At 59.9% G+C, this 15,051-nt stretch carries 13 protein-coding genes; 4 read left to right on the top strand and 9 right to left on the bottom strand.

What is annotated here, in order from left to right; genetic code table 11:
- The first annotated feature begins 2 nt into the window (after positions 1 to 2).
- Positions 3 to 755 carry a uroporphyrinogen-III C-methyltransferase gene (gene cobA / locus ACKLNA_RS20925; protein ID WP_408986952.1) on the top strand — a complete coding sequence of 251 codons (753 nt, stop codon included), beginning with the start codon at positions 3 to 5 and terminating at the stop codon, positions 753 to 755.
- A gap of 76 nt (positions 756 to 831) precedes the next feature.
- Here the strand turns inward: cobA and ACKLNA_RS20920 are convergent, their stop codons facing one another.
- The 8 genes from ACKLNA_RS20920 to ppsA form a co-directional block, all read right to left on the bottom strand.
- A complete protein-coding gene (locus ACKLNA_RS20920) occupies positions 832 to 1,881 on the bottom strand; it encodes an OmpA family protein (protein ID WP_085711904.1) in 1,050 nt (349 codons plus the stop codon).
- Positions 1,882 to 1,988: 107 nt separating this feature from the next.
- Entirely contained in the window at positions 1,989 to 2,579 is a 591-nt protein-coding gene (gene sigX, locus ACKLNA_RS20915) for an RNA polymerase sigma factor SigX (RefSeq protein WP_011333251.1), read from the bottom strand.
- 90 nt (positions 2,580 to 2,669) lie between these two features.
- The gene (locus ACKLNA_RS20910; protein ID WP_065259736.1) at positions 2,670 to 3,494 is read right to left on the bottom strand and encodes a mechanosensitive ion channel family protein; all 825 of its coding nucleotides are present in this window, start codon (positions 3,492 to 3,494) and stop codon (positions 2,670 to 2,672) included.
- A 2-nt stretch (positions 3,495 to 3,496) separates the two neighbouring features.
- A complete protein-coding gene (locus tag ACKLNA_RS20905) occupies positions 3,497 to 3,745 on the bottom strand; it encodes a CrfX protein (protein ID WP_065259737.1) in 249 nt (82 codons plus the stop codon).
- A 63-nt stretch (positions 3,746 to 3,808) separates the two neighbouring features.
- Complete coding sequence (locus ACKLNA_RS20900) at positions 3,809 to 4,804, bottom strand: zinc transporter ZntB (protein WP_085711903.1); 996 nt, start codon at positions 4,802 to 4,804, stop codon at positions 3,809 to 3,811.
- 24 nt (positions 4,805 to 4,828) lie between these two features.
- Entirely contained in the window at positions 4,829 to 5,320 is a 492-nt protein-coding gene (rraA, locus tag ACKLNA_RS20895) for a ribonuclease E activity regulator RraA (RefSeq protein ID WP_085711902.1), read from the bottom strand.
- 226 nt (positions 5,321 to 5,546) lie between these two features.
- Positions 5,547 to 6,536, bottom strand: a complete 990-nt coding sequence (locus ACKLNA_RS20890) for an alpha/beta fold hydrolase (RefSeq protein WP_134825997.1) — start codon at positions 6,534 to 6,536, stop codon at positions 5,547 to 5,549.
- A gap of 98 nt (positions 6,537 to 6,634) precedes the next feature.
- Positions 6,635 to 9,007, bottom strand: a complete 2,373-nt coding sequence (ppsA, locus tag ACKLNA_RS20885) for a phosphoenolpyruvate synthase (RefSeq protein WP_408986951.1) — start codon at positions 9,005 to 9,007, stop codon at positions 6,635 to 6,637.
- A 174-nt stretch (positions 9,008 to 9,181) separates the two neighbouring features.
- Here ppsA and ACKLNA_RS20880 point away from each other — a divergent pair, with 174 nt between their 5' ends.
- The 3 genes from ACKLNA_RS20880 (at position 9,182) to ACKLNA_RS20870 (ending at position 13,379) form a co-directional block, all read left to right on the top strand.
- The gene (locus ACKLNA_RS20880) at positions 9,182 to 10,000 is read left to right on the top strand and encodes a pyruvate, water dikinase regulatory protein (RefSeq protein WP_085711899.1); all 819 of its coding nucleotides are present in this window, start codon (positions 9,182 to 9,184) and stop codon (positions 9,998 to 10,000) included.
- A 296-nt stretch (positions 10,001 to 10,296) separates the two neighbouring features.
- Positions 10,297 to 12,042: an ABC transporter permease subunit gene (locus ACKLNA_RS20875; RefSeq protein ID WP_114882026.1), complete on the top strand. Its 1,746-nt coding sequence runs from the start codon at positions 10,297 to 10,299 to the stop codon at positions 12,040 to 12,042.
- A 14-nt stretch (positions 12,043 to 12,056) separates the two neighbouring features.
- A complete protein-coding gene (locus ACKLNA_RS20870) occupies positions 12,057 to 13,379 on the top strand; it encodes an AAA-associated domain-containing protein (protein ID WP_085711897.1) in 1,323 nt (440 codons plus the stop codon).
- 20 nt (positions 13,380 to 13,399) lie between these two features.
- Here ACKLNA_RS20870 and prpD read toward each other — a convergent pair whose 3' ends face one another.
- A complete protein-coding gene (prpD, locus tag ACKLNA_RS20865) occupies positions 13,400 to 14,884 on the bottom strand; it encodes a 2-methylcitrate dehydratase (protein ID WP_408986950.1) in 1,485 nt (494 codons plus the stop codon).
- Between the last annotated feature and the right edge of the window lie 167 nt (positions 14,885 to 15,051).

Genomic DNA, 15,051 nt, shown 5'->3' with positions numbered 1-15,051 from the left:
CCATGAACGCAAAAGTCTGGCTGGTGGGCGCAGGTCCCGGCGACCCTGAATTGCTGACGCTCAAAGCCGTGCGTGCCCTGCACGAAGCGGATGTGGTGCTGATCGACGATCTGGTCAATGACGCCGTGCTGGAGCACTGCCCTGGCGCGCGGATCATTCCGGTCGGCAAGCGCGGCGGCTGCCGCTCGACGCCTCAGGCATTCATTCATCGGCTGATGCTGCGTTATGCACGTCAGGGTAAATGCGTGGTTCGCCTCAAGGGCGGTGATCCCTGCATCTTCGGCCGTGGCGGCGAGGAAGCGCAGTGGTTGCGTGAGAGCGGAGTTGAAGTGGAACTGATCAATGGCATCACTGCCGGGCTGGCCGGGGCGACGCAGTGTGATATTCCGCTGACTTTGCGCGGCGTGGCGCGGGGTGTGACGCTGGTCACCGCGCACACGCAGGACGACAGCCAATTGAACTGGCAGGCCCTGGCACAAAGCGGCACGACGCTGGTGATCTACATGGGAGTCGCCAAACTCAGCGAGATTCGTGAGCAATTGCTGGCAGGCGGGATGGCGATGGAGACGCCGGTGGCGATGATCGAGAACGCATCCCTGCCGCAGCAGCGCGAATGCCGGAGCGATCTGACGGGGATGGAGGAAGCGGCCTGCAGCTTCCAGCTCAAGAGTCCGGCCATTCTGGTGATTGGTGCGGTGGCGGCTTCTGAGGCCCGATCCGGTTTACTCGCCAGGTCAGCCAATCAGTCAGCCTGATCATTACGGCTTTCACCAAATCGCAGACAAAGAAAAGCCCGGCATAAGCCGGGCTTTTCTCAAAGCAGCGAGCTAATTACTTAGCTTGAGCTTCAACCTGAGCTTCTACGCGACGGTTAACGGCGCGGCCAGCTTCGGTTTTGTTGTCAGCAACTGGACGGGTTTCGCCGTAGCCAATCGACTGAACGCGGGACGATTCAACACCGTACTGGTTAACCAGAACTTGCTTAACGGCGTTTGCACGACGCTCGGACAGTTTCTGGTTGTAAGCGTCAGGACCGACGGAGTCAGTGTGACCTTCAACAGTGGTGTGAGTCGATGGGTACTGCTTCATGAAGTCAGCCAGGTTCTTGATGTCAGCGTAGCTGTTTGGCTTGACGACCGACTTGTCGAAGTCGAACTTCACGTCCAGCTCTACACGAACAACTTCAGCAACTGCCGGGCAGCCATCAGCGTCAACAGTTACGTTGGCTGGGGTGTTCGGGCACTTGTCAACGTTGTCGCAAACGCCATCGTTGTCGCTGTCGGAGCAGACTTCAGCTGGTGCTGGAACTGGAGCAGCAGCTGGCTTGTTGCCGCCACCGAAGTTCACGCCCAGACCGATTACTGGAGCGTAGTTCCAGCGACCGTTGTCCAGTTTGTAGTCAGCGTCTACACCAGCACGGGCGTAGAAGTTTTCAGCGAAGTAGTACTTAACGCCAGCGCCGGCGTTCAGGTAGGTCGACTGGTCGCGACCGGTGTGGCCGTCAGCGGCTACGTTGGTCAGGCTGCCGTGCTTCACACCGCCAGCAACGTAAGGACGCAGAGCGTCACCAGCGTTGTTGAAGTGGTACTGAGCGATCAGGCCGAAGTTGTCGCCATCCAGCTTCTGGCTGCCAGTGCCGTCGTTCGAACGGGTGTGGTTGTTCTTGTCGTAGGTGAAGTTCAACGACACGTCGTCGGTCAAGAAGTAACCGATAGAGGCGCCTGGGTTGAAGCCGTCTTCGACATGGTTAACGCTGTCGTTGTACTGCTTCTTGTAGAACAGTTCGCCTTCAACTGCGCCTTGGCCTTGTGCCAGTGCGCCGAACGAAGTAGCGGCAATCAAAGAACCAATGGCCAAGCCCAAGGTGTTTTTCAGTTTCATCCGTTAAATCCCCATCTGGTGATTGTGAAGCAGTCCCGCAAACCGGGGGACAACTCGGCGGCAAGTCTATCAGAACTTGCCTACACGTAAGAGATATTTGCGCCGAACTAAGTTTCAGCAATGCCTGCAAATTTCTCACGCAATTTATCAAGAGCACGTTTGTACCGCATTTTTGTCGCACTCAAACCCATGTGCATGATGTCTGCGATCTCCTGAAATTCCAGCTCTGCGACAAAACGTAGCACCAGAATTTCACGGTCAATCGGGTTCACATACACCAGCCAGCGATCAAGTCCGCCCTTCTCCTCGGGTTTCGGCGCCTTTTCTTCGGACGCTTCCTCGAGGGGGTCAAGACTCAGTGCGTCCATCAAGCGACGCTTTCGCCGTTCCTTCCGATACTGCGTGATGCATTCGTTGTAAGTGATGCTATATAGCCATGTCTTGAACTTCGATTTCCCCTCGAAGTTCTTCAGGCCGTACAGCACCTTCAACATCACTTCCTGACAGACATCGTCTGCGTCGCGATCGTTCCCAAGATACCGCGCACAAACGTTAAATAGTGTTCGCTGGTAACGCCGCATCAGTTCTTCATAGGCGCGCGTCACGTGAAACAGCTCGGTATGCGAGCGCGCGACCAACTCCTCGTCAGAGAGCTCGCGGGGGTCGTAGCGCGTGGATAGCGTTTGGGCTTTATTCAAAACAAGTCGTGCCGACAGTCAGGTCAATGTCCACCGCTGCCAGCATCAGCTGGCATTTTGCGGCGGCATACATTAGCAGGGTTTGCCGGATTAGCGGCTACTCACATGCTGTTCCAGCAGGATCCGATTGGAGAGAGAGACTAGCTCACCCTCATCGGTCAGCAATGTGGTCTTAACCGTGCCGATCTCTTCGATCTGGCCTTCGACCTCGCCAACACGCACTTGTTGCCCAACCTGATACAACTCACGCACATAGATTCCCGCAAGAATCTGACCGGCAATTTCCCGGCTTCCCAAACCCATGGCCAGCGCAACCGCCAGACCAACGGTAATCAATACAATGACGATCACATGGTTCAGCAGGTCGGTCTTGACCTCGAGCTGACTGATCGCGACCGAGATACTGATGATGATCACCAGGCCCTGGGCAATACGCCCAAGTCCTGAAGCGTAGTCCAGTCCTACGCCTTCTGCCGCACCGCGCACCAGACCGTTGGCCAGTTGCGCCAGCAATACACCCACCAGCAGCACCAGCGCGGCACCGAAAACTTTCGGTACATACAGCGCCAGCATGTCCAGCGTAGCTGAAACTCGCTCAAGCCCAAGGGATTCTGCCGCAGAAACCAGGAAAATCAGCAGAACGAACCAATAGACGATTTTTCCGATCAGGGTCGAGATCGGCACTTGCAGTCCCGCACGGGACATCAATTTGGTCAGGCCGGTGCCGCCCATCAGGCGATCCAGACCGAGCTTGGCCAGCAGTTTGGACAGCAGGGTGTCCAGCAACTTGGCCACGACGAAGCCCAACAGCAGCACCACCAGTGCGCCGAACAGGTTCGGGATGAAATTAGCGACTTTGGTCCACAACGCAGTCATTGCCGTGACGAGGCTCTGAGTCCAGAGATCAAGTTCCATATTCAATCAGCCTTATCAGCAGTGCGAGCGTTAGGTTTACGGAGACGGGAAACCGGCGCGACATGAGCCGAGCCGTTGTTCAGGGCGATCATCAGCGCGGGCAGCCAGCGGCCCAGCAGGCTGAACAGATCACCGGCGCCGACCTGGCGGTTGGCGGTTTTGAGTACGCGGCCCAGGCAGGCATCGTCGTCGCGGCCGGACGGCGAGGCGTTGAGCATGTCGCGCAAAGACTGTTCAAACGGATCGTGCATACGCACCTCTCGTGATGTCTGTGAAAGACGCGGGCAGATTTGGTCGGGTCACATGATGCATCGTCATACCCAGCGCAATCGGCGGAACAACCACCATTGTCCGAGGGCCACCAGAACCATCAGCAGGCACGCCACCAGGAAGCCGTAAGGGTTTCCGGAAAGCGGAATTCCGCCGACATTGATCCCCAGCAGGCCGGTGAGAAAACTCATCGGCAAGAAGATCCCGGTGATGATCCCGAAGCGGTACATGGTGCGATTCATGCGCACGCTCAAACGCCGGTCTTCGGTGTCCAGCACAAGCCCCACGCGCTCTCGGGTCAATTCGAGCTCTTCGAGATAGCGGGTCAGGCTGTTATTCAATTCGTTCCAGTAGTCCGCGTCGTCATCGACGAACCATGGCAGTTTTATCCGCGTCAGCTGTCCGAAAATATCCCGCTGCGGTGCGAGAAAACGCTTCAGTCCGGCCGCCCGGCGACGGATGTGCAAAACCGCTCCGTGCTCGGGGGTATACCGTTCGTCGGCATCCAGCTTTTCTTCCTCGTCATCGACCACTTCCGAGAGGCAAGTGACCAGATCCTGCACCTTGTTGGTGAGGTATTGCGCGAGATAGAGAATGAGTTCGGACGAGGTTTTCGGGCCCTTGCCCTCCCCCAGCATCGCCAGCAGTTCATCGGTGGCGCGCAAGGGGCGCAAACGCAGGGAAATCACACGCTGGGCCGACGCGAAAATCCGCACCGAGACCATGTCTTCCGGCTCGGCACCGGGATTGAGATTGACCCCGCGCAAAAACAGCAACAGTTCGGAATCGGGCAACGGCAGCAGCCGCGGGCGGGTGTTCTCTTCCAGCAGCAGATCGCAGGTGAATTCGTTGAGTCCGCTGGATTTGCGCAGCCAGGTCTGGGTCTGCGGGTGACTGCGATCCCAGTGCAGCCACAGGCTTTCATGGGCCTGCAGCTGCAGATCGTCGAGTTCAGTCCGGGCTATCGAACGCGCACCGCCTTTACCGTCCAGCACCAGGGCATGCACCAGCCCCCATTGCGCGTTTTCTTCCTCGAACATCCTCACTCCGGTTCTTGCCGCGATTTATTCAGGCATTTTCAGCGGGCTCGGCGAGATGATCACGCCGTTGTTGTCCGCATAAATGTATTGGCCCGGATGAAAGGTGACACCTGCAAAGGTCACCGGCACGTTGAGGTCGCCGATACCGCGCTTGTCGGTCTTCATCGGGTGGCTGGCCAGTGCCTGCACGCCGAGATCGGTCTGGGCGATGACATCCACGTCACGGATGCAACCGTAGATCACCAGCCCTTCCCAACCGTTTTTCGAGGCCTTGTCGGCCAGCATGTCGCCCAGCAGCGCGCGCCGCAGGGAACCGCCGCCGTCGACCACCAGCACCTTGCCGTTGCCCTTGAGTTCGACCTGTTCCTTGACCAGCGAGTTGTCTTCGAAGCATTTGATGGTCACGATTTCGCCGCCGAAGGAATCACGGCCGCCGAAATTGCTGAACATCGGTTCCAGCACCTGCACCAGCTCCGGATAGGCGTCACACAGGTCAGGCGTAAGGTAATGGTTCATCGAATAACTCCTGTAACAAGGAAGACGATCAAGGATGTCGCACTCTTTTGAAACGAGATCCGGCGGTCGCTGTTTACCTTAGTTCATGCAATGGTCGCTGAGCGAACCTGAACACAAGCTGAAACGTAATAGCGAAACAGTCACCAAATGTGACCGGAACCGTCCAATGCGTCATATCTTAGCCGCAAGCCGACTCGAACGAAATGCCCTTTTCAGAGCCTTCCACTCATCCTGCCGCCGCCAGATCCACCTTTTCGCCGAGTAATGGCGTGTGCTGGTCAGTCAACCAGCGCGCCACCAGCGGCCAGACTTCAGCCTGGGCGGCCTTGCTCACCAGCATCTCGACATGGCCGAAATTTTCGCTGAAGCCCTGCTCACGTCCCAGATTGATGAATTGCTTGTGCTCGGAGCCGATTTGCTCGAACAGCTTGCGGCAGGCCCAGGCCGGATCCTGATGATCGCCCGCCGCTGTCACCGCCAAAACCGGCACCTGAACGTCGGCAAGCCCCGCCCACCAATCCTTGTCCTTGTCGCCGAAACGCCCGAACAGGCCGTACCAGCGCATGCTTTCCAGTGCGAGACCGATCGGTTCGTCCTCCGGGCCACGCTTGAGCCGCGAGCCGGACAACTGGGCAAAACGCTTGAGAATGAAGCGCCCGCTCCACTCCACCGGCGGAATTTTCAGCGGCCAGTACGTGCGGCTGACCTGCGTGCCGAAAAACGCCGCCGACGCCACGGCCGGTTCACCGAGGTATTCGCCGCCCAGCGCTGCAGCGAGCGTAATGCCGCCCAGCGAATGGCCGATCCAGTGCGGAATCTGCCCGCTCTGTTCACGCACGAACGCGGCGATGGCCGGCAGATCGTAACGGGCGTAGTCGGCGACGCGGTTGCGGCGGTAGTCCTCATTACGCTGGGACATGCCGTGGCCACGCATTTCCGGGATCCATACATCGAAACCCAGTCGGGTCAGATAGGCGCCCAGCCCCAGGCCTTTCGGAGAGAACCAGAAGCGTCGGTTGGAGAAGCTGCCATGCAGCAAGATCACCGGTACACCGCGTGTCGCCGGCTCATCGGCCATGCCGAGACGGGTCACCGCGATTTCCACGGACCAGTCGGGGCTGTTGCCCGGTTTCAAACGGTAGATGTCTTCGCTCAGATCACCGCGACGTTCGGCGCTGATCAGAGCGACAGGAAAAAGGTTGCTGCTGCTTTGCATAATGCTCTTGCACAAAAAAGGGCGGCATCCGGAGAGCTCGCCCTGTTTCAATCTTAAAGCCCCGACCCGGTTCAGCAGGCCGGGGCTTCATTCACGGCTTATTCCGCCTGACCTTCGGCCAGGAAGAACCAGGTTTCCAGCACGGTGTCCGGGTTCAGGGACACGCTTTCGATGCCCTGTTCCATCAGCCACTTGGCCAGGTCCGGGTGGTCCGAAGGGCCCTGACCGCAGATGCCGATGTACTTGCCGGCCTTGTTGCACGCGGCAATCGCGTTGGCCAACAGCTTCTTGACCGCCGGATTACGCTCGTCGAACAGGTGCGCGATGATCCCGGAGTCACGGTCCAGGCCCAGTGTCAGCTGGGTCAGGTCGTTGGAACCGATCGAGAAACCGTCGAAGAATTCGAGGAATTCTTCAGCCAGGATCGCGTTGGATGGCAGTTCGCACATCATGATCACGCGCAGGCCGTTGTCGCCGCGCTTCAGGCCGTTTTCGGCCAGCAGATCGACCACCTGGCTCGCTTCGCCCAAGGTACGGACGAACGGCACCATGATTTCAACGTTGGTCAGGCCCATCTCGTTGCGCACACGTTTCAGCGCACGGCACTCGAGTTCGAAGCAGTCACGGAACGACTCGCTGATGTAACGCGAAGCGCCACGGAAGCCCAGCATCGGGTTTTCTTCTTCCGGCTCGTACAGCTTGCCGCCGATCAGGTTGGCGTATTCGTTGGACTTGAAGTCCGACAGACGCACGATGACCTTCTTCGGTGCGAATGCAGCGGCCAGAGTGCTGATGCCTTCGACCAGTTTTTCGACATAGAAGCCGACCGGATCGTCGTAACCGGCGATGCGCTTGTCGACGCTTTCCTTGATGTCCTGCGGCAGACCATCGTAGTTCAACAGCGCTTTCGGGTGCACGCCGATCATGCGGTTGATGATGAATTCCAGACGGGCCAGGCCCACACCGGCGTTCGGCAACTGCGCAAAGTCGAAGGCGCGGTCCGGGTTGCCGACGTTCATCATGATCTTGAACGGCAGCTCCGGCATGGCGTCCACGGAGTTCTTCTTGATGTCGAAGCCCAGTTCGCCTTCGAAGATGTAACCGGTGTCACCTTCGGCGCAGGACACAGTCACACCCTGGCCATCCTTCAGCAGCTGGGTGGCGTTGCCGCAACCGACCACTGCCGGAATACCCAGCTCACGGGCGATGATCGCCGCGTGGCAGGTACGGCCGCCACGGTTGGTGACGATGGCGCTGGCGCGCTTCATGACCGGTTCCCAGTCCGGGTCGGTCATGTCGGAGACCAGCACGTCGCCCGGCTGCACTTTGTCCATTTCCGACACGTCGCGGATGATCCGCACCTTGCCCGCGCCGATGCGCTGGCCGATGGCACGACCTTCCACCAGCACGGTGCCGGTTTCCTTCAGCAGGTAACGTTCCATGACGTTGGCCTGGGTGCGGCTCTTCACGGTTTCCGGACGGGCCTGCACGATGTACAGCTTGCCGTCGTCACCGTCCTTGGCCCATTCGATGTCCATCGGGCAGCCGTAGTGCTTCTCGATGATCATCGCCTGCTTGGCCAGTTCGCTGACTTCGGCGTCGGTCAGGCAGAAACGCGCGCGCTCGGCCTTGTCGACATCGACGGTCTTCACGGAACGACCGGCCTTGGCCTCGTCGCCGTAGATCATCTTGATGGCCTTGCTGCCCAGGTTGCGGCGCAGGATCGCCGGGCGACCGGCCTCCAGCGTGCCCTTGTGGACATAGAATTCGTCCGGGTTCACCGCGCCCTGTACAACGGTTTCGCCCAGGCCGTAGGCGCCGGTGATGAACACCACGTCACGGAAGCCGGATTCGGTATCGAGAGTGAACATCACGCCGGCGGTGCCGGTTTCCGAACGCACCATGCGCTGCACGCCGGCAGACAGGGCGACCAGTTTGTGGTCGAAGCCCTGGTGCACGCGGTAGGAGATGGCGCGGTCGTTGAACAGGGAAGCGAACACTTCCTTGGCCGCGCGGATGACGTTTTCCACGCCACGGATGTTCAGGAAGGTTTCCTGCTGACCGGCGAACGAAGCGTCCGGCAGGTCTTCGGCGGTGGCGGAGGAACGCACGGCCACGGCCACATCGGGATTACCGGCCGACAGCGCGGCGAACGCGGTGCGGATCTCGGTGTTCAGTTTTTCAGGGAATTCGGCTTCCATGATCCATTGGCGGATCTGGGCGCCGGTCTTGGCCAGCGCATTGACGTCATCGACGTCCAGGGCGTCGAGAGCCTTGTGGATCTGGTCGTTGAGGCCGCTCAGCTCGAGAAAGTCGCGATAGGCCTGCGCGGTGGTGGCGAAACCGCCGGGGACCGACACACCGGCACCGGCCAGGTTGCTGATCATCTCGCCCAGGGATGCGTTCTTGCCCCCCACATGCTCAACATCGTGTTTGCCGAGCTTATCGAGGGAAACTACGTACTCTACCAAGGTGATCTCTCCACTAACTGTGTTGGAAAAGCTCAGAAACCGGCGGCTCGGGGGAGCATCGGCCGGTTGTATGGCCTGGACCTGGAAAATAAGTGAGAATGCGGGCCATTGGCGGCCGACAAATCGCGCCTATCATATCCAAGATTCGTCACTAGCTTAAGGCCCAAGGTGCAAATGAAACGATCTGCTTTCTTTATCTCCGATGGCACCGGCATTACTGCCGAAACCCTGGGTCAAAGCCTTCTGGCGCAGTTCGAAAACATTACCTTCACCAAACTCACGCGGCCCTACATCGACAACGCGGACAAAGCGCGGGCCATGGTACAACAAATCAACAAAGCCGCTGAAACCGATGGTTTCCGGCCGATCATCTTCGACACCATCGTCAATCAGGACATCCGTGAGATTCTCGCAACCTCCAATGGTTTCATGATCGACATTTTCTCGACGTTCCTCGCCCCGCTCGAACAGGAACTGACCGAGCATTCTTCCTACACCGTCGGCAAATCCCATTCGATCGGCCACAACTCCAACTACATGGAGCGGATCGAAGCGGTGAACTTCGCCCTCGACAACGACGACGGCGCGCGCACCCACTATTACGACAAGGCCGACCTGATACTAGTGGGCGTGTCGCGTTGTGGTAAGACGCCGACGTGTCTGTACATGGCGATGCAGTTCGGCATCCGCGCGGCCAACTACCCGCTGACCGAAGACGACATGGAACGCCTGCAACTGCCGGCCGCCCTGCGCGCCCACCAGCACAAGCTGTTCGGCCTGACCATCGATCCGGACCGCCTCACCGCGATCCGCAACGAACGCAAGCCGAACAGCCGCTATTCGAGCTACGCCCAGTGCGAGTTCGAAGTGCGCGAAGTGGAGAACCTGTTCCGCCGCGAAAACATCCCGCACATCAACTCCACGCATTTTTCCGTGGAAGAGATTTCGGCGAAGATCCTGGTGGAAAAAGGCGTGGAACGGCGGTTCAAGTAACCCCGACGCGCCCAACCTGTCCGCAGGCTGAATGAAGTCTCACAAGCCCGGCCCCGGGCCGGTTTTTTTACGCCTCTGTAACATTCCGAAATATACAATCCGCGCAAGTTGCGTATCCGGCCACAAACCGGATGCGCCAACCCTCTCGGCCCGCTGAATTCACCGGGCCCGCAGCATCCAGCCTCCCCATTGAAGTCAAGGAATGAGCGTCGGCTCATTCCCGGGTGCGCCGTGCAGTCTGAAGCTACGCTCAGACTGCCGCGACTCCATTCAGAGCACTGCAGGAATCACTGCTTATGAATAAAGTGTTCCGTCACTACATACCGGCCTCGACCCGACGCCTGCTGCCCAATCGCTGGGACTTGATCGCCATGCCGCTGGTGATCGGTTTCCTGCTGTTTTTCTCGATCGGCGCCCGGGAAACCTGGGCCCCGATCGGCACGCTGCAAAGTGAAGTGGTCTCACTCGACCCGGCCAACCTGCCGGAATACGCCATGCGCACCACTTTGCGCATGCTCGCGGCGATGGTTGCGGCGCTGGTGTTCACCCTGCTCTACGGCACGCTGGCCGCGAAAAGCCGCCGGGCCGAAAAACTGCTGGTGCCGGTGCTGGACATCCTGCAATCGGTGCCGGTGCTGGGTTACATCTCCTTCACCGTCACTTTCTTTCTATTGCTGTTTCCCGGACGGGTTCTGGGCGCGGAATTCGCTGCGATTTTTGCCATTTTCACCAGTCAGGCCTGGAACATGACGTTCAGCTTCTATCAGTCGCTGCGCATGCTGCCGGGGGATCTGGTGGAGGTCTCGACCAACCTGCAACTGTCCGGCTGGCAGAAATTCTGGAAGCTCGACGTACCCTTCGCGATGCCCGGGCTGGTCTGGAACATGATGATGAGCATGTCCGGCGGCTGGTTCTTCGTGGTGGCCTCGGAAGCGATCACCGTGGGTGACCAGACCATCACCCTGCCGGGGATCGGCTCGTTCCTGGCCCTGGCCATCGCGCAAAAAGACATGCACGCGGTGGGCTACGTCATCCTGACGATGATCGTGGTCATCCTGATCTATGACCAGTTCCTGTTCCGCCCGCTGGTGGCCTGGGCCGACAAGTTCCGCATGGAAAACACCGCCTCGCAGACCGCTGCGCCGGAATCCTGGGTACTGAATCTGATCCAGCGCACCCGGATGATCCAGCGCATTCTGCGTCCGATCAGCCGCGCCATCAGCCGGCTCGGCAACATGCGCCTGAACCTGCCGCGTTCGGCGCGCAAGGTCATGACCTCGGAAAGCCCTGCCACCACCAAGGCCATCGACTGGATCTGGGGCTCGTTTATCGCGCTGCTGACTGCGTACGCGCTGTACCACATCGTGCTGTATGTCGGTACGGAAGTGACGTTCGCCGAAGTCGGGCATGTGTTGTTGTTGGGGCTGTACACCCTGTTGCGAGTGGCCGGGCTGATCTTCATCGCCTCGCTGATCTGGGTGCCGCTGGGCGTGATGATCGGTCTGCGTCCGGCCCTGGCGGAAAAGATCCAGCCGCTGGCGCAGTTCCTCGCGGCGTTCCCGGCGAACCTGCTGTTCCCGGTGTTCGTCATCGTGATCCTGCGTTACCAGTTGAACCCGGATATCTGGCTGAGCCCGCTGATCGTGCTCGGGACGCAGTGGTACATCCTGTTCAACGTGATCGCCGGAGCCAGCGCCTTCCCCAATGACTTCAAGGAAGCCGCCGCCAACTTCCGCATTCGCGGCTGGCTGTGGTGGCGCAAGGTGATGCTGCCGGGAATCTTCCCGTACTACGTGACCGGCGCCATCACCGCGTCAGGCGGCGCGTGGAACGCAAGCATCGTTTCCGAATTCGTGTCCTGGGGACAGGACAAAGTCGTCGCCCATGGCCTCGGCGCCTATATCGCGCAAACCACGGCCGCCGGCGACTTCCCGAAAATCACCCTCGGCGTGGTGGTCATGGCGTTCTTTGTCGTGGCCTTCAATCGCCTGGTCTGGCGACCGATGTACGCCATGGCCGAAAACAAACTTCGCCTGAACTGACGGGATTCGATGTGATGAATACCTATACCGAACACACTGGCGCCACACCCGAAATCTACTCGCTCACCGACGTGAACCGGGTGTTCGGCAAGGGCAAGGACGAGCTGCAAGTGCTCAGCGGGGTCAACCTGGCCCTGCACGAAGGCGAGATCGTCGGCATGCTCGGCCGCTCCGGCTCGGGCAAGTCCACCCTGCTGCGGATCATCGCCGGCCTGATCGAACCGTCGTCGGGCGAGGTCCTGTACAACGGCAAACCGCTGGACGGCCCGGCCGAAGGCGTGGCCATGGTGTTCCAGACCTTTGCCCTGTTCCCGTGGCTGACGGTGCTGGAAAACGTCGAAGCCGGCCTGCAGGCCCTGCAGGTCGAACGCAAGGAAGCGCGCAAGCGTGCGCTGGCGGCCATCGACCTGATCGGCCTGGACGGTTTCGAAAACGCCTACCCTCGCGAACTGTCTGGCGGCATGCGCCAGCGCGTGGGTTTCGCTCGCGGGCTGGTGGTCAACCCGACGCTGCTGTTGATGGACGAACCTTTCTCGGCGCTGGACGTGCTGACCGCCGAAACCTTGAGAAACGATCTGCTGGACCTGTGGAGCGGCAAGCAACTGCCGATCAAATCGATCCTGATCGTGACCCACAACATCGAAGAAGCGGTGCTGATGTGCGACCGCATTATGGTGCTGTCGTCCAACCCCGGGCGGCTGGTGGCGGAAATCAAGGTGCCCTTCGCCCATCCGCGCAATCGTCTGGACCCGGCCTTCCGGCAGATGGTCGATGACATCTACGCGCAGATGACCGACCGCCGCAGTGCCGACGCCAGCACCGGCAAACCAGAACTGAAAATCAGCAGCCCGCTGCAGGAAGTGTCCACCAACCTGATGGCGGGCCTGATCGAAACCCTGGCGGCCGAGCCCTACAACGGCCACGCCGGCCTGCCCACCGTGGCCGAGCGGCGTTTGCTGGAAGTGGATGATCTGTTTCCGGTGGCCGAAATGCTCGAATACCTGGGTTTCGCCGAACTCAAGGGCGCGGACATCACTCTGACCGACGCCGGCAAACTGTTCGCCGACTACGGCACCCAGGAACGCAAGACCCTGTTTGCCGAGCATCTGATCCGCTACATACCGCTGGCCGCGCGGATCCGCCAGGTATTGCTGGAGCGCAACGGCCACCGGGCGCCACGGGTGCGTTTCGAGCAGGAACTGGAAGACTCGCTGACCGAAGCCTTCGTCGAGAAAAACCTGGAAATCGTGATTGCCTGGGGCCGTTACGCCGAGATTTTCTCCTACGACGACCACACCGAAACGTTCAGCCTGGAGGATGTCGAGGGCAGCCTGTAGCCCTCGACAATCCCGGCGTTTCAGATCACGAACAAGTCGACAAAACGGTTCACCGGCGTTGCCGCGAGCCGCGCCTGATCCTTGCACAGCGCAAGGATCTCGGCGCTGCGCTGGCCGGTGAAACGCGTGGCCAGGTTCGCCCTGAACTTGTCCTCCAGCAACGGAATGCCCTCGGCCCGACGCCTGCGGTGACCGATCGGGTATTCCACCACCACGTTTTCGGTGCTGGAACCGTCCTTGAAAAACACCTGCACCGCGTTGGCAATCGAGCGCTTGTCGGCTTCGAGATATTCGCGGGTGAAACGCGGATCCTCGACGATGACCATTTTCTCGCGCAGCACATCAATGATCGGATGGGCCGCGTGGAAATCATCTTCGTACTGCTCCGCCACCAGATTGCCGAACGCCAGCGGCACGGCGGTCATGTACTGGATGCAGTGATCGCGGTCGGCGGCGTTGGCCAACGGGCCGACCTTGGAAATGATGCGGATCGCCGATTCATGGGTGGTGATGACGATGCGGTCGATCTCATGCAGACGATTGCGCACCTGCGGGTGCAGGGTCACCGCAGCTTCGCAGGCGGTTTGCGCGTGGAACTCGGCGGGGAAGCTGATCTTGAACAGCACGTTTTCCATCACGTAACTGCCGAAGGGTCGCGAGAAGCTGAAGGCGCGTTTGCCTTCAGGCTTGAGAGCCAGATCGTTGTTGGTGTGGCTGAACAGCACGTCGTAGAAGCCCCACTGCTTGGCCGTCAACACGCCGGGAATGCCCATCTCGCCGCGCATCGCGATGTCCGCCAGACGCACCCCGCGACTTGAAGCATCGCCCGCCGCCCAGGATTTTCGCGAACCGGCGTTCGGCGCATGCCGGTAAGTGCGCAACGCCTGACCATCGGCGAACGCGTGGGACAACGCCGAGAGCAATTGCTCGCGATTGGCGCCCATCAGTTTGGCGACAACGGCGGTCGAGGCGACTTTCACCAGAATCACATGGTCGAGGCCTACGCGATTGAAGGAGTTTTCCAGGGCGATCACGCCTTGAATCTCGTGGGCCATGATCATTGCTTCGAGCACATCGCGTACCGTCAGCGGCGCCTCGCCATTGGCCAGACACTTCTGCGACAGGTGATCGGCCACCGCGAGAATCCCGCCGAGGTTGTCCGACGGATGCCCCCATTCGGCAGCGAGCCAGGTGTCGTTGTAATCGAGCCAGCGCACGATGCAGCCGATGTCCCACACGGCTTTGACCGGGTCAAGCCGATAGGAGGTGCCCGGCACCCGGGCGCCGAACGGCACGACGGTGCCTTCGACGAGGGGCCCGAGGTGTTTGGTGCATTCGGGGAAACGCAGGGCCAGCAGGCCGCAGCCCAAAGTGTCCATCAGGCAGTTGCGGGCGGTGTCGAGGGCTTCGGTGGATTCGATTTTGTAAGTGAGGACGTAATCGGCGATGTCCTGCAGGACACGGTCGTAGTCGGGGCGGTTGTTCAGGTCGACGTTGGCGCTCATTGCGGTTCTCCTGGTGGGGAATGATGAGTGGGGTGGTCTTCCTCAGGGGCCTGGCTGGTTTGTTGATTGCAGGTCTGGGATGCCTGCTCGTTGTGTGTTTCTTCAATTAGTAAAGCCCCTCACCCTAGCCCTCTCCCGGGGGGAGAGGGGACCGAATGGGGGATATT

The organism is Pseudomonas sp. UV AK001 (assembly GCF_046097675.1).
GTDB lineage: Bacteria > Pseudomonadota > Gammaproteobacteria > Pseudomonadales > Pseudomonadaceae > Aquipseudomonas > Aquipseudomonas kribbensis.
The sequence above is the reverse complement of the archived record's forward strand: the minus strand, read 5'-3'. Positions and strand labels throughout refer to the sequence as shown.

What these genes read in the sequence shown, in the direction of transcription:
- cobA (WP_408986952.1), top strand. Translation starts at nt 3, where the DNA reads ATGAACGCAAAAGTCTGGCTGGTGGGCGCAGGTCCCGGCGACCCTGAA.
- ACKLNA_RS20920 (WP_085711904.1), bottom strand. Translation starts at nt 1,881, where the DNA reads ATGAAACTGAAAAACACCTTGGGCTTGGCCATTGGTTCTTTGATTGCC.
- ACKLNA_RS20910 (WP_065259736.1), bottom strand. Translation starts at nt 3,494, where the DNA reads ATGGAACTTGATCTCTGGACTCAGAGCCTCGTCACGGCAATGACTGCG.
- ACKLNA_RS20905 (WP_065259737.1), bottom strand. Translation starts at nt 3,745, where the DNA reads ATGCACGATCCGTTTGAACAGTCTTTGCGCGACATGCTCAACGCCTCG.
- ACKLNA_RS20900 (WP_085711903.1), bottom strand. Translation starts at nt 4,804, where the DNA reads ATGTTCGAGGAAGAAAACGCGCAATGGGGGCTGGTGCATGCCCTGGTG.
- rraA (WP_085711902.1), bottom strand. Translation starts at nt 5,320, where the DNA reads ATGAACCATTACCTTACGCCTGACCTGTGTGACGCCTATCCGGAGCTG.
- ACKLNA_RS20890 (WP_134825997.1), bottom strand. Translation starts at nt 6,536, where the DNA reads ATGCAAAGCAGCAGCAACCTTTTTCCTGTCGCTCTGATCAGCGCCGAA.
- ACKLNA_RS20880 (WP_085711899.1), top strand. Translation starts at nt 9,182, where the DNA reads ATGAAACGATCTGCTTTCTTTATCTCCGATGGCACCGGCATTACTGCC.
- ACKLNA_RS20875 (WP_114882026.1), top strand. Translation starts at nt 10,297, where the DNA reads ATGAATAAAGTGTTCCGTCACTACATACCGGCCTCGACCCGACGCCTG.
- ACKLNA_RS20870 (WP_085711897.1), top strand. Translation starts at nt 12,057, where the DNA reads ATGAATACCTATACCGAACACACTGGCGCCACACCCGAAATCTACTCG.
- prpD (WP_408986950.1), bottom strand. Translation starts at nt 14,884, where the DNA reads ATGAGCGCCAACGTCGACCTGAACAACCGCCCCGACTACGACCGTGTC.